Below are 12,939 nucleotides of genomic sequence, written 5' to 3'. Positions count from 1 at the left end.
ATGCCCCCGCCCCGTAAGGTTGAGCTCTTGCCGCCCGAGTTGCGCCAGTGGCTGCATGACTGGTGGAAAGCCAAGGGTTTTCACGGCTACGAGGAGCTGGCCGAGGAATTGAACTTCCGCCTCGCGGAAGACGGGCTCGAGCTGCGCATCGGCAAGAGCGCCCTGCATGCCTATGGGCAGGAGTATGAGCAATTCGTCAAACTCCAGGACGAGGCCGGTGCCTGGGCGCAGCAATGGCTGGCCGACAATGACCTCTCGGAGGAGGCCGACCGGCACCGCGTTCTTTTCCAGATGATGACAAGCGTGGCCTTCAAGGTCCTGAAATCGCAGATGACCAAGGAGGGCGAGGACATCGACCCGCGCGAGCTGCATTTCCTCGGAAAGATGATGAAGGACATCATGTCGAGCGCGGGCATCCGCGAGCAGCTGATGGTCAAGGAACGCGCCCGCATCGCCGCCGAAGAGCGCGCCAATGCCGTCGAGGCACTGGACAGCGCCCGCGATGAGCTGGGCCTAAGCAGCGGCATCATCGACAAGCTCAAGCGCGAGTTTCTGGGGGTGCGCGGTGGATGAATTGATACCGACAGCAATGGATGACCTCGCGGGAATACCGTCCAAGGACCTCTCGACCGGAGGGAAGGTGATGGTTGGTGACCACAACTGGCGTCGCGCGCCCTTGTCCCGCCGTGTGCGGATATTCCTGTTCGGGCGCAGGGAGCGCATCACGCATCTGGGCCTTCACTGCACCGTCGCATGGTGGCGGGATCAGCCCTATCTGGTCTGGATTGCCGAGGCGCGCCCATGATCCGCGCCATCGAATTCCCCAACCCGGCCGAGTTCCGGCGGCAAAAGCTGCCGGGCAGTTTCCACATCGACCTGACCCAAGGTGGCCCCGACGCCGCGTCCTTTTGGTTTTACTGCCCCTGCGGCTGCGAAGGTCCGAGCCGGATCATCATCGGCCTGCGCGGCAAGCCCGCGTCCAGCCCGAGCTGGGAATGGGACGGGTCCTTGTCCGAGCCGACGCTCACACCGTCGGTCAATCAACTGCGTTGCGGCTGGCATGGCTGGCTGCGCGATGGCTACTGGGAGGTTGCCTGATGTCTGATCTGGTTTTCATCTGGGCTGTTTATCTGCTGGCGCAATTCGCCGACGTGGCGACCACGCGCGCGGCCCTGCGCGGCGGGCTGGTCGAGGCCAACCCGCTCATGGCCCGCCTCATGGGGCTGACCGGCAACTGGTGGGCCGTCAAACTCGGCGTGGCGCTGGCCGCTGGCATTCTGCTCACGTGGCTGGGACAAGAGCACTGGATCATGCTGCTCGCCGCGATCACCGGCGGCGTGGCCCTGAACAATTGGCGCCTGCTCAGGAAAGAACGGGAGCGGCGCTAATGGCCTTTCGATGGAAAAGCCCGGACGGCAAAACCGGGAGCTGGGTTGCAACCGAAGCGGCTGCAATGCGTGACGCGGTTCAGAAAAAAAGTTCGTCGCCGGGCCTCCGGCTCACTGTCGATCTTCAGATCGCAGTGCTGCTGTTCAAATCGCTCGCCGGTAAAGGTTGGCAAATCGAGCAGGGCCAGCCGTGACCGCCCCCGTCCTCACCCGCGACCCGGACGCGCTCCCCGAGGAATTGCCGCGCGGCTCGGAGATCCCCGAGAGCCTCGATCCGCTGGCAGACGGCATCCTGATGGAACATCAACGCTCTTGGCTGGCCGACGAGAGCGATCTCAAGGTCTGCGAGAAGGGTCGCCGCACCGGCATCACCTTTGCCGAGATGCTGGGCTGCGCCCTCATTGCCGCCGCCGCGCGCGGTGCGGGCGGGCAGAACTGCTTTTACATCGGCGACACCAAGGATAAGGGCCGCGAGGCCATTGGCTATGTGGCGCATTTCGCGCGGGTGATCGCGGGGGCGGCGCACCCTATCGAGGAGTTTCTCTTCGAGGATCAACAGCCCGACGGCACCACCAAGTTCATCTCGGCCTACCGCGTGCGCTTTGCCTCCGGGTTCCGCGTCGAGGCGCTCAGCTCCAACCCCGCCAATATCCGGGGCCTTCAGGGCACCGTGGTGATCGACGAGGCCGCGTTCCACAAGGACGTGCGCGAGGTGATCGACGCCGTGAACGCAATGCTGATCTGGGGCGGCAAGGTCCGGATCATCTCGACCCATAACGGTTATCTCAATGCCTTCAACGAGCTGATCCGCGAGGCGCGCGCGGGCAAGAACGGCTTTGCGGTGCATCGCTACACATTCAGCGACGCGGTCGCCAACGGGCTTTATAAACGCGTCTGCATGATGCAGGGCAAGACCTGGACGCCAGAGGCCGAGGCCGCGTGGGAGGCCACTGTGCGCCGGGCTTACGGCGCGCGCGAGGCCGCGATGCGCCAAGAGCTTGATGCGGAACCCGCCGAGATGGAAGGCGCGGCCCTGACCCGCGTCCAAATCGAGGCCTGCATGGCGCAGGGCATCCCGTTCCATCGCTGGACGCAGCCCGACAGCTTCAAGAATGCCGACGAACCCGTCCGCAAGGCCGCCGCTGAAGCCTGGTGTAAAACCCACCTTGAACCGGTGCTTAAAACCCTCGACCGAACGCGCCCGCATTTCATGGGCGAGGACTTTGCGCGCTCGGGCGATGCCACCGACATCATCATTCTCGAGCAGGGCGTCGATCTCACCCGGCGCACCAAGCTCATTGTCGAGCTGCGCAATATCCCCTTTGACCAGCAGCGCGACGTGCTCTTCTGGCTGCTCGACCGCCTGCCCAATTTCCAAAAGGGCGCGATGGACCGCACCGGCAACGGGGCCTATCTCGCCGAGGTCGCGGCCCAACGCTACGGCGCGCGGATCGTCGAGGTCTCATTCACGAGGGCATGGTACGAGCTGGAGATGCCGCCCTATATCGAAGCCTTCTCGGATCGCACCATCGTTCTGCCCGCCCATGAGGACGTGCTGCGCGACCATCAGGCGCTGCAATACACAAACGGCATCATTCGCGTGCCCGAGAACTTCCGCTTCAAAGGCTCGGACGGTCTCGACCGGCATGGCGACAGCGCCATCGCAGGCGCGCTCGCCTGGCATGCGAGCAATCAGGACGTGGTGCCCATGGAGTTTCAATCGACCGGGCGGCGCACCGCTCTGACGGCCGAGGACTTCATCAGCCCTTTGGGCGGGCGGCGCATGGGCTTTGCCCGAGGTGGCGGAGTTCTGGATTTTGGAGGGTTCCCGGATGGCTAGAAAGACCAGCACCATGCGGCTGCGCTCGGTACGGCTGCGCAACCCGATGGAGCTTTCGGGCATCCAGAACGGTCGCGATATCACCCGGCCATGGATCGGCCCGCTGCTCGAACCAACGGACCCGATCCTGCGCACGCGCGGCGGTGGCAGTTTTGACATCTACAAGCCGATCCTGACCGATCCGCAGGTCAAATCGGTCATGACGCAGCGCATCTCGGCCGTCACCAGCCGGGAATGGGAGGTGGTGCCGGGCGAGGACACGGCGGCGGGCAAACGCGCCGCCGACTGGCTGCGCGACGAGCTTTCGGCCATGAAGTTCGACCGCCTGACCGAGAAGATGCTCTGGGGCCTCTTTTATGGCTATTCCGTCGCCGAGCAGATGTATCGCCGCGACGGGCGGCTCTGGGGCTGGGAGGAAATCCGCGTGCGCGACCGGGTACGGTTTCGCTTTGACGAGAATTGCGGCCTGCGCCTTTTGACCCTCTCCAATATGCTGACCGGAGAGGAAATGCCGCCCGAGAAGTTCTGGGTGTTCTCGACCGGGGCGGATCACGACGACGAGCCTTATGGGCTTGGCCTCGCGCATTGGCTCTATTGGCCGGTCTGGTTCAAGCGCAATGGGCTGAAGCTCTGGCTGATCGCCCTCGACAAATTCGGCATGCCGACCGCGCGGGGCAAGTATCCCTCGCAAGCCACCGAAGCGGAACAGAAGAAGCTGCTCGAGGCCGTGATGGCCATCCGCTCGGAGGCCGGGATCATCATCCCCGAGGGCATGGATATTGAGCTTTTGTCCGCGCCCTCGGGTGCCAGTTCTCTGGATTACCAGAAGCTGCACGACACGATGGATGCCGCAATCTCGAAAATCGTGCTGTCGCAGACCATGACCACCGACAATGGCTCCAGCCGGTCGCAGGCCGAGGTGCATGATGACGTGGGCGACGCCGTCAAGAAGTCAGACGCGGATCTCGTCTGCCAGTCCTTCAACGAAGGGCCGGTGGCGCAGCTTTCCGAGTTCAACTTCCCCGGCGTAACGCCGCCAAGGGTCTGGCGCAAGATGGAAGACCCGGAGGATACAACCGCCGCCGTGGACCGCGACGAGAAGCTGCACCGCATGGGCTGGCGCATGTCCGAGGACCGTGTCAAGGAGACCTATGGCGACGGGTATGAGCGCGCGGCCCCTCCCGACCCAACACAACCTGGTGAGAACCCGCCCGAGGCCGGTTTTGCCGAGCATCGCCATGAGAGCGCGCTCGATGCACTCGCGGCGGAGATCATCGCCGAGGGCCATGCCGAGACGGCCGCCGAGCCGCTATTCGCAGATATCGCGGCCCTTCTGGGTGGCGTCGCACCGGGCACCACGCTTGAGGCGCTGCGCGCCCGTCTCGACGCCTTGGCGGCCGCACCAAGCGACGGACAAGCGATGACTGATCTACTGACCGAGGCCAGTTTCGCCGCGCGTCTCGCGGGCGAGCTGGGGGCCGTGGTGGATGACAGCGAAACACCAGATGGGTCGGACAGCCTGCCCGGGTCCTTGGCCCCATGATCGACCTGCAGCGCCTGCGCCCTGAGGACGCGCTGTCGTTCTTTCGCTCCAAGGGCCTCGCCCCGCCTGATGCGCGGTTTGATTTCCGCGATGTCTGGCGCAATGAACATGCCAGCAACTTCGTTGTCGCCAAGGCGATGCGGACTGATGTTCTGGAGACGATCCGGGCGGCACTCGACCGTGCGCTGGCCAATGGCGGCACGATGGGCAGCTTCATGGATGACCTCGAGCCCGAGTTGAAACGGCTCGGCTGGTGGGGCAGCGGAATGGAGCGCGATCCCCTGACCGGCGAGATGAAGAATGTCCGGCTTGGCTCGCCGCGCCGCCTGCGGGTGATCTTCGACGCCAATATGCGCGCGGCCCATGCTGCGGGTAAATGGGCGCGTATCCAACGCACCAAGGCCGCCTTTCCCTTCCTGCGCTACGTGCAGATCCAGCGCGACACCAAGCGCGAGGAACACGCGATCTATCACGAGGTGATCCTGCCCGTCGATCACCCGGCATGGCTTCGTATCTTTCCCCCCAACGGCTGGCGCTGCGGCTGCACGGTCCAGCAACTCTCGCAAGGCATGCTGGAGCGGCGCGGCCTCAAGGTGACAGAGGATTTCGAGCTGGAGGAGCGCGGGGTCCTGAACCGTCGCACCGGCGAGATCGAAGCCACGGCACTCGGGGTCGATCCCGCGTGGGACGGCAACCCGGGCCATGCGTGGCTTGACCTCGGCGCGCGCCACGCGAGGCTATCGGCCGGGCTTTCAGCCCAGGCGGCAGCGACCGAGCTTGGCTTTGCCATGCGCGCCCGGCTCATGGGCCTTGGCGACGGGCGTGAGCATCTTGGCGCGTTCGACCTGGGGACCGGCGAAGAAATCGACTGGAGCGTGGGTAAGCCTAAGCGCGTCAGACTGACCTCCTCCATAATCGGGCGGCTGGAGAGCGGCACGGGTGTCGGCCTCGTGCACAATCACCCCAGTTCCGCACCGCTCAGCCCGGATGACATGGCGGTCATGTTCCAGCGCCAAGTTCGATCAATCGTTGCCGTTGGTCACGACGGCTCGCTTTTCCGGGCACAGATGCTGAGGCCCAGCCGTGGCAACATGCGCGAACTTGCGGAGGTCGCGGCCGAACTCATTGACGAGTTTGCCCCGGGCTTGACCAACACAGAGCGCGACCATGCGGTGCGCCTCGCGGTCCTCGACGTCTTGCAGTCTCAGGGCCTGATCTTATATCAAGAGAGCCTTGGCGCGCGGACACGAGCAATTCGCCAACGCATAGAAGAGACCGCCCGGGCTGTTGCCGCCGCCATTGTCAGGACCATGAACGGAGATGCGTGATGCGAACGTTGCTGGTTGAGCCCCCCGACGAATGGAGCCGCGAGGCCTATGAGGCCGCATTGCGTGAAGCCGAAGCCTTGCCCGACGAAGATCCGGACAAGGAAGAGCTGGTCGCGGTCCGCCGCGAAGACCTTCGGGTCTATTTCGACCGCCCCAAGAGGACGCCCGAAGAGCGCCGCGCACTTCTCCGGTCCTTCATCGACAAATCGGCATCCTGAGGCAATTTGGGGTTATTTGACCCCGCAGGTGCACCTGCAACCGACCCCACCAGACGCAATGGCCTCTCAGCGCCTCATTAAATACCCATTTAATACCCCCATCGGGGATTTTGCGACCCAACCCCCGCCAGAGCCAGAAGCGCACTCAGCGGGCCGTTCTGGGGCCGTTTGCATTCCGGGCTTGCCGCATGCCCTTAGAGGGCGCTAGTCTGACCCAAGGTGGCACGCGCAGCGCGCCCCCCTTCCCCTGAAGCCCTTCATCTGATCTGGCCCGTCGCCCCGGCTTAATGTCGGGTCATGACAAAACCGCTTCACATCTTCCGCGCTGGTCGCCACACCGCCCATTCCGGGCAGAGCTTCGAGTTTTCCGAAGCCGAGGTCGAGGGCATTGCCACCGCCTATAATCCCGCCCTCCATGAGGCCCCCATTGTCGTGGGCCATCCTCGCACCGATGCCCCGGCTTACGGCTGGGTCAAACGCTTGCGCGCCGAAGGGGCGGAGCTTTTTGCCGAGCCCGACCAGGTGGAGCCTGCCTTCGCCGAGATGGTGCGCGCGGGCCGCTTCAAGCGGATCAGCGCCTCCTTCTATCCTCCCCAGTCTGCCGCAAACCCGACCCCCGGCACCTATTACCTGAAGCACGTGGGCTTTCTGGGCGCGCAGCCCCCCGCCGTGAAGGGCCTCAAGGCGGCCGAGTTCGCCGAGGACGCCGAGGCTGTGACCTTGGAGATCGCCTTCTCGGAAGAGGGAGCGCCCGCCGCCAGTTTCGCGGACACGCTGAAAGGCGCGATTGCCGCCGTCCTGTCCTGGGCACGCACCCCCGCAGGCCAAGAGGCACTCCGCGACGCCACAGGCGCGCCCGAGACCACACAAATCCCATTCGCCGAACCCCAAAAAGGAGAGACCGCCATGTCCGGCAAGGACACGCAAACCCCCGAAGACCGCCAAGCCGCGCTCGATGCGCGCGCAGCCGCGCTTGAGGCTAAGGAAGCCGCCTTCGCCGAGGCCCTGAGCAAGACGCGCCGCGCCGAGGACGCCGCCCTGGTCGAGGCCCTGGTCAAGGACGGGCGCATCGCCCCCGGCCTCAAGGACGAGATGGCCGCGTTCATGGAAAGCCTCGACGCGCAAGACGAGGTGGCCTTTGCCGAAGGCAAGAGCGCCAGCCCGCGCGCGTGGTTCCGCGATCTGCTCTCAAAGCAGACCAAGCCGCTGATCGACTTCAGCGAGCGGGCGGGCGGGGATGCCCTGCCGCAGGTCAAAGGGCCAGACGACATCACCGCCGCCGCCAAGCGCCTGATCAAGGACGCAGAGGCCGAGGGCCGCACGCTGAGCTTTGCCGAGGCGGCGCGCCAGATCGAGGAAACCATGGAGAGCGACAATGGCTAATCCCGGACTGTTCATCAAATCCTATCCCGCCGAGGCGGCGGTGCCCGGCCGCCGGATCGTTAAATTCGGCACACTCGGTGGCATCCTTGTGGCCGCCTCCGCGACCAATCTCGCGATTGGTATCTCGGACCAGCTCGACGCAAAACCGGGCGACCTTCAGGACGTGATCATGTCCGGCTCGGCCGAGCTTGAGCTTGCGGGCACGGTTGCCGCCGGTGCGCCCGTCGCGTCGAACGGCGTGGGCCTTGGCATAGCTGCCGTCGCCGGGGCCGGAAACATCGCCGTCGGCTACGCGCTGCAGGCGGGCGTGGCTGGCGACATCATCGACGTGGCCATTGCCCGTCACTCTGTCACCTGATCCTTAGGAGCGCTGATCCATGAGCACCCCCACCCCCTTTGTCGTCGATCCGGTCCTGACCGCCATCGCCGTCAACTACCGCAACCCCGATATCTTCTTCATTGCCGACCAGGTGATGCCCCGCGTGCCGGTCATGGGGATGGATTTCAAATGGACCTTTTATCCGCCCGAACAGATGTTCACCGTGCCGGACACGGAAGTGGGCCGCAAAGGTCTGGTCCAACAGGTCGAGTTCACCGGCGAAGAACGCACCTCCTCCGTCAAGGACTACGGTCTTGACGACGTGGTGCCGCAGCGCGACATCGATGCCGCGCGGGCACTCCGCGCCGCTGGCAACTCGGCCTTTGACCCCGAGGCCCGTGCCGTCGAGGGTCTCACCCATCTGATCCAGCTCGACCGCGAAAAGCGCGTGGCCGCCATGGTGCAAGATGCGGCCAATTATGACGCCGACAAGCGGGTGGTGCTGTCGGGCGCGGGCCAGTTTACCGATCCCACCTCTGACCCTATCGGCGTGATCTCCGCCGCTCTCGACGCGACCTTCATCATGCGCCCCAATGTGGCCGCGATGGGGCGCAAGGCCTGGACGGCGCTCTCGACCCATCCCGATATCCTGAAGGCCATCAACCGGACCTCGGGCGACAAGGGCCGCGCCAGCCGCGAGGCGGTGGCGGAGCTCTTCGAGCTTTCCGAGATCCTCGTGGGCGACAGCTACATCAACTCGGCGCGCAAAGGTCAGACGGCCGCCTTCGAGAAGGTCTGGGGCGGCAATATCGCCCTCATCCACCGCAACACACAGGCCGGACCCGATGGCACCGCCCCCGCATGGGGCTGGACCGCGCAATTCGACGGCCGCGTCTCGGGGCGTTTCTTCGACCCCAAGGTCGGCCTCAAAGGCGCCACCACCCTGCGCGTGGGCGAGCAGCTCCGCGAGGTCATCGCCGCCCCCGCCACCGGCTATCTGATCGAGGACGCAGCATGAGCTATCTCATCAAACGCACTGTGATCGCGGCCTCGCGGCTTGAGGCGGGATCGACCCACCCCGCGCAAGAGATCGGCAGCGCGGCGCAGATCGCGCGCCTTCTGGCCTTGGGCGCAATCGAAGAGACCGACGGCGGGGCCGACACCGCGCCGCCGCCTGTCCTCGACGACGCGCTGCGCGTGGCCTTGACCAATGCCATCAACGCCCTGCCGGGCGACGCCTTCGACAAAGGCGGCAAGCCCAAGGTCAAGGCGCTGCAAGACGCGCTCCCCGGCCTTGCCGACCAGATCACCGCCGCCGTGCGGGACACTGTCTGGGCCGAGATGCAGGCCGCCGCAGGCGCGGCTTCCTGAAATTCCAGAGCGAAAGGATCAATCGCGAACCTCACGGGCACATCGGGCGACAACCAGACCCCGCCGGAGGCGATCCGAGTAGGCGCGGCCCACGCGAGTTGGAGCCTGCAACGTCTGAGAAATGGACGTGACAGCCGGGAGAGACCGGCACCGAAACACCCTGAGCCGGAGGCGCATCCCATGTCAGAGACGTTCAAAAGCACTGATGACGCCCGGGTCGCGAACAGCCCCGTGCGCCATATCCCCCGCACCTTGAACGACGCCGAGGCGTGCCGGGTCTCAGCCGTCAAGGATATCGGGGATGCGTTTCTTACCGAGATTTCATGCGAGCAGGGGCGCGAGTTCGCGCTTGCGCGCACCAAGATCGAAGAGGCTGTCATGTGGGCCGTCAAGGGGCTGACACGCTGATGCCTTACCTCACACCACAAGATATGATCGACCGCTACGGCGAGGGCTTTTTGGCCGAGATCACCGCCCGCGATGGCACGCCGGGCGTCGTCGACAATGCCGTTTTACAAGTAGCCGTCGACGATGCCGTGGCCCTGGTCGAGAGCTATGTCGCGGGGCTATACACTGCGGCCAACCCGCCGCGTGCACTCACCGTGCATGCCGCCGCGATTGCCTGGTATCGGCTTCTGGGCGCGCGAGCGGCCACCTTTGACGGGGCGAAAGACGGCCATGACGCCGCCGTCGCCTTTTTGCGCCAAGTGCGCAAGGGCGAGGCCTCGCTTGGCGACGAGACGCCCGAGGACACCGGCCGAGGCAATCCCCAGCTTCCGCAGATCAGCGCTCCAGCGGGCACCTTCAGCCGCGACAGCCTCAAGGGGTTCTGAGATGGTCACCCTCACCGTCAGCCTCGACAGTCTCGACTTTGACAACGCCATCGCCAATGGGCTGCGTCAGTTGTCCGACCTCACCCCTTTGATGCAGAACATCGGGACGGTTCTGGAAACTTCCGTCTCGGAGCGGTTCGAGAAGGGTGAAGGACCGGGCGGCATCGCGTGGCCCATCTCGCACCGCGCGCGGGAGTTCGGCGGCAAGACGCTGGTCGACAGCACACGGCTGCGCGACAGCATCGTGACTGAGGCCGACAGCCAGTCCGCGCGCATCGGCACCAACGTGCCCTACGCGCCCACCCATCAGTTCGGCGCGTTCATCGAGCCCAAGGCCGCAGGCGATGACGCCACGGCCAAACTCGCCTTCACCCTGCCCAATGGTCAATTCATCATGGTCGACCAGGTCGAAATCCCAGCCCGGCCATTCCTCGGCTTTGACGACAAGGACGAGACCGACATCGTGGACACGGTCGAGGCCTATCTGCGCGAGGTCTTTGCATGACCATCACCGATGTCATGACCCGCCTCGCATCTGAGGTGCCCGAGCTTGGCGGCCGGATCGACGGTGGGCGCGCCTTTGTCGATCTGATCCGCTCCAAGAAGCTGCCCGCGCAGTCGGTCGCGGCTTACGTCTTTCCCTCTGGCATTCAGGGCAGCCGCCCGGATGCTGCGTCAGGCGTGTTCAGCCAGATGCTGACCCACCGCACCAGCGTGGTTATCTTCGCGCAGAGCTTTGACCGCACCGGGGCCGCCTCCCTCGACAAGATCGACCAGTTCCTGATGCGCGTGGTGCGCGCCTTGGCGGGCTGGGCACCGGGCGACGAGGTCGGCGTCTTCCGGTTCGAGCGTGGTCAACTCATGTCCAGCGGGGCCGGTGTGCTCGCCTATCAGCTCGATTTCTCCATCGACGATCAACTGAGGATCTTCTCATGACCAATCTCCCCACCTCCGGCGGGTCCTACACCCGCGACGACAAGGGCGCGCTCAAACCCGCAGGGACCAAGCCTGCGCCCGCGCCGAAACCCGAAAAGAAGGACGCTGATAAATGAGCCGCCTCTGGAGACGCAAGGTCCTGCTCGCAAAGCTCGAGACCACCTATGGCACCGACGCTGCCCCCACGGGAGGCGATGCGATCCTCGCCACCGATGTGCGCCTGTCGCCGATGCAGGGTCAAGACCTCGACCGCAATCTCGACACGCCGCACGGCGGCCCAACGGGCACGATCCCGGTCGATCTGCACCGCACCATCTCGTTCAAGGTCGAGCTGGCAGGCTCCGGTACCGCCGGGACAGCGCCCCGCTGGGGCCGCCTCCTGCGCGCCTGTGGCTGCGCCGAGACCGTGACCGTGGGCACCTCCGTGGTTTACAACCGGGTCTATTCGAACCTCGAGAGCGTGACGCTGCATCTCAATATCGACGGCACGCTCTACGCCATGGTGGGCGTGCGCGGTACCGCCGCCTTTGACGTCTCGGCCTCGGGCATTCCCTATATCGAATTCGAGTTCACCGCGCTCTATGTGGCCCCGGCCGACGTGGCGGTGCCCACGGCGGATTTCACCGGCATTCCCGACCCGCTCGCGGCCTCGGATGCCAACACGCCCGTCTTCACGATTGATGCGACCCCGCTCGTGATGCGCAACTTCAAGCTCTCCCTCGCCAACCGCATCGAGGCGCAGTTCCTGATCGGCGAGGAGGAAGTGCTGCTCGACGGGCATGAAAACACCATCGAGGCGCGGGTGCGCGCGGTGGCGCTGGCCACCTTCAACCCGTTCACCATGGCCGCCACCCAAGAGAAGGTCGCGGTCGAGATCGAGCACGGCAAAACGGCCGGGAACATCGTCAATATCGCGGCCCCGCGCGCCCAGATGCAGCGCCCAGAGGGGCTGGAGGACGGACAGGGCCGCAAGGAATGGCCGCTGCGCCTCGTGCCCTTGCCCACCACCGCTACCGCCGCCGACCAGTGGACGATGACGCTCACCTGAGACGGTTCAACGCCCCCTTCAACGCCCCTTTGAAAGAGAGTTCCCCCCATGTTCAAGATCGACCAGACCCCGACCTTCACCCACCGCGTCGAGATCAAGGTGCCCGCCAACGGCGGCCACGAGCTGCAAGACATGCAGGTCACATTCCGCGTGCTGCCCGACGAGGAGATTGAGGCCTTCGACATGCGCACCTCGCGCGGCGAGCGGGAGTTTCTGGCGGCGGCCGTGGTGGGCTTTGACGACGTCGAGGACGAGAAAGGTGTCGCGCTGCCATACAGCCACGCGCTGCGCGACCGGCTGATTGGTCTGGCTTACGTCCGCGTGGCGATGATCAACGCCTATTACGCAGCGCTGATGGGGAAACGGGTAAAAAACTGAAATGGGCCGGGCGGGCATGGGCGCGCGGCGACCTGATCGAGGATGACGAGGGGCGCGACCATGATGACGAGGCAGCCTTCTGGGGGATCGACCCGGGCCAGCTCAATCGTGATCCGTCCGGCTCCGGCTCTGGTGTCTGGCCGCAGAATGTCCCGGCGCTGCGCGCCTTTCTCGCGGTCTGCAATCAATGGCGCACCGTCTCGGCCGGGCTCGCGGGCTTCCGCGTGGTGGGCCTTGACTACACGGCCGCGCGGGCGGGCCTGCGCATGAGCGGGATCAAGGTCACGCCCGCACTTTGGGCCGAGGTGCAGGTGATCGAAGGCGCGGCCGTGGCCGCGATGCGGGAGAGCTGAG

At 65.2% G+C, this 12,939-nt stretch carries 20 protein-coding genes; all 20 read left to right on the top strand.

The window, feature by feature from the left end; translation table 11 throughout:
• The gene (locus tag ROSMUCSMR3_RS17305; RefSeq protein ID WP_081508137.1) at positions 1 to 573 is read left to right on the top strand and encodes a phage protein Gp27 family protein; all 573 of its coding nucleotides are present in this window, start codon (positions 1 to 3) and stop codon (positions 571 to 573) included.
• Positions 574 to 589: 16 nt separating this feature from the next.
• Positions 590 to 805 carry a hypothetical protein gene (locus ROSMUCSMR3_RS21320; protein WP_157667351.1) on the top strand — a complete coding sequence of 72 codons (216 nt, stop codon included), beginning with the start codon at positions 590 to 592 and terminating at the stop codon, positions 803 to 805.
• The gene (locus ROSMUCSMR3_RS17300) at positions 802 to 1,098 is read left to right on the top strand and encodes a DUF6527 family protein (RefSeq protein WP_081508136.1); all 297 of its coding nucleotides are present in this window, start codon (positions 802 to 804) and stop codon (positions 1,096 to 1,098) included. Before ROSMUCSMR3_RS21320 ends, ROSMUCSMR3_RS17300 begins: the two co-directional genes overlap by 4 nt.
• On the top strand, positions 1,098 to 1,388 hold the full coding sequence (locus ROSMUCSMR3_RS17295; protein ID WP_081508135.1) for a DUF5658 family protein: 291 nt from the start codon (positions 1,098 to 1,100) through the stop codon (positions 1,386 to 1,388). The genes ROSMUCSMR3_RS17300 and ROSMUCSMR3_RS17295 overlap by 1 nt, the downstream gene beginning before the upstream one ends.
• Entirely contained in the window at positions 1,388 to 1,582 is a 195-nt protein-coding gene (locus tag ROSMUCSMR3_RS17290; RefSeq protein WP_081508134.1) for a hypothetical protein, read from the top strand. The genes ROSMUCSMR3_RS17295 and ROSMUCSMR3_RS17290 overlap by 1 nt, the downstream gene beginning before the upstream one ends.
• On the top strand, positions 1,579 to 3,228 hold the full coding sequence (locus ROSMUCSMR3_RS17285) for a hypothetical protein (protein ID WP_081508133.1): 1,650 nt from the start codon (positions 1,579 to 1,581) through the stop codon (positions 3,226 to 3,228). Before ROSMUCSMR3_RS17290 ends, ROSMUCSMR3_RS17285 begins: the two co-directional genes overlap by 4 nt.
• On the top strand, positions 3,221 to 4,771 hold the full coding sequence (locus ROSMUCSMR3_RS17280) for a DUF935 domain-containing protein (RefSeq protein WP_081508132.1): 1,551 nt from the start codon (positions 3,221 to 3,223) through the stop codon (positions 4,769 to 4,771). Before ROSMUCSMR3_RS17285 ends, ROSMUCSMR3_RS17280 begins: the two co-directional genes overlap by 8 nt.
• Positions 4,768 to 6,099 carry a phage minor head protein gene (locus ROSMUCSMR3_RS17275; protein WP_081508131.1) on the top strand — a complete coding sequence of 444 codons (1,332 nt, stop codon included), beginning with the start codon at positions 4,768 to 4,770 and terminating at the stop codon, positions 6,097 to 6,099. The genes ROSMUCSMR3_RS17280 and ROSMUCSMR3_RS17275 overlap by 4 nt, the downstream gene beginning before the upstream one ends.
• Complete coding sequence (locus tag ROSMUCSMR3_RS17270) at positions 6,099 to 6,317, top strand: hypothetical protein (RefSeq protein WP_081508130.1); 219 nt, start codon at positions 6,099 to 6,101, stop codon at positions 6,315 to 6,317. The genes ROSMUCSMR3_RS17275 and ROSMUCSMR3_RS17270 overlap by 1 nt, the downstream gene beginning before the upstream one ends.
• Positions 6,318 to 6,614: 297 nt before the next feature.
• On the top strand, positions 6,615 to 7,700 hold the full coding sequence (locus ROSMUCSMR3_RS17265) for a hypothetical protein (protein ID WP_081508129.1): 1,086 nt from the start codon (positions 6,615 to 6,617) through the stop codon (positions 7,698 to 7,700).
• Positions 7,693 to 8,058, top strand: a complete 366-nt coding sequence (locus ROSMUCSMR3_RS17260) for a DUF2190 family protein (protein ID WP_081508128.1) — start codon at positions 7,693 to 7,695, stop codon at positions 8,056 to 8,058. Before ROSMUCSMR3_RS17265 ends, ROSMUCSMR3_RS17260 begins: the two co-directional genes overlap by 8 nt.
• A 19-nt stretch (positions 8,059 to 8,077) precedes the next feature.
• The gene (locus ROSMUCSMR3_RS17255) at positions 8,078 to 9,037 is read left to right on the top strand and encodes a hypothetical protein (protein WP_081508127.1); all 960 of its coding nucleotides are present in this window, start codon (positions 8,078 to 8,080) and stop codon (positions 9,035 to 9,037) included.
• Positions 9,034 to 9,390 carry a hypothetical protein gene (locus tag ROSMUCSMR3_RS17250; protein WP_081508126.1) on the top strand — a complete coding sequence of 119 codons (357 nt, stop codon included), beginning with the start codon at positions 9,034 to 9,036 and terminating at the stop codon, positions 9,388 to 9,390. Before ROSMUCSMR3_RS17255 ends, ROSMUCSMR3_RS17250 begins: the two co-directional genes overlap by 4 nt.
• 180 nt (positions 9,391 to 9,570) lie before the next feature.
• Entirely contained in the window at positions 9,571 to 9,798 is a 228-nt protein-coding gene (locus tag ROSMUCSMR3_RS17245) for a DUF7681 family protein (protein WP_081508125.1), read from the top strand.
• Complete coding sequence (locus tag ROSMUCSMR3_RS17240; RefSeq protein WP_081508124.1) at positions 9,798 to 10,223, top strand: gp436 family protein; 426 nt, start codon at positions 9,798 to 9,800, stop codon at positions 10,221 to 10,223. The genes ROSMUCSMR3_RS17245 and ROSMUCSMR3_RS17240 overlap by 1 nt, the downstream gene beginning before the upstream one ends.
• Before the next feature lies 1 nt (position 10,224).
• Complete coding sequence (locus tag ROSMUCSMR3_RS17235; protein WP_081508123.1) at positions 10,225 to 10,728, top strand: phage virion morphogenesis protein; 504 nt, start codon at positions 10,225 to 10,227, stop codon at positions 10,726 to 10,728.
• Positions 10,725 to 11,159 (top strand): phage tail terminator protein, encoded by a 435-nt coding sequence (locus ROSMUCSMR3_RS17230; protein WP_081508122.1) that lies wholly within the window; start codon positions 10,725 to 10,727, stop codon positions 11,157 to 11,159. Before ROSMUCSMR3_RS17235 ends, ROSMUCSMR3_RS17230 begins: the two co-directional genes overlap by 4 nt.
• Positions 11,160 to 11,271: 112 nt before the next feature.
• Positions 11,272 to 12,207, top strand: a complete 936-nt coding sequence (locus tag ROSMUCSMR3_RS17225) for a phage tail tube protein (RefSeq protein WP_081508121.1) — start codon at positions 11,272 to 11,274, stop codon at positions 12,205 to 12,207.
• Between the two features lie 48 nt (positions 12,208 to 12,255).
• Positions 12,256 to 12,585 (top strand): hypothetical protein, encoded by a 330-nt coding sequence (locus ROSMUCSMR3_RS17220; RefSeq protein ID WP_081508120.1) that lies wholly within the window; start codon positions 12,256 to 12,258, stop codon positions 12,583 to 12,585.
• Entirely contained in the window at positions 12,480 to 12,938 is a 459-nt protein-coding gene (locus ROSMUCSMR3_RS21865; protein WP_308341404.1) for a DUF1799 domain-containing protein, read from the top strand. Before ROSMUCSMR3_RS17220 ends, ROSMUCSMR3_RS21865 begins: the two co-directional genes overlap by 106 nt.
• The last annotated feature ends 1 nt before the right edge of the window (position 12,939 follow it).

Origin of the sequence: Roseovarius mucosus (genome assembly GCF_002080415.1) — a bacterium.
GTDB lineage: Bacteria > Pseudomonadota > Alphaproteobacteria > Rhodobacterales > Rhodobacteraceae > Roseovarius > Roseovarius mucosus_A.
Note: the sequence above shows the minus strand (reverse complement) of the source record. Positions and strands in the feature narration are given on the sequence as shown.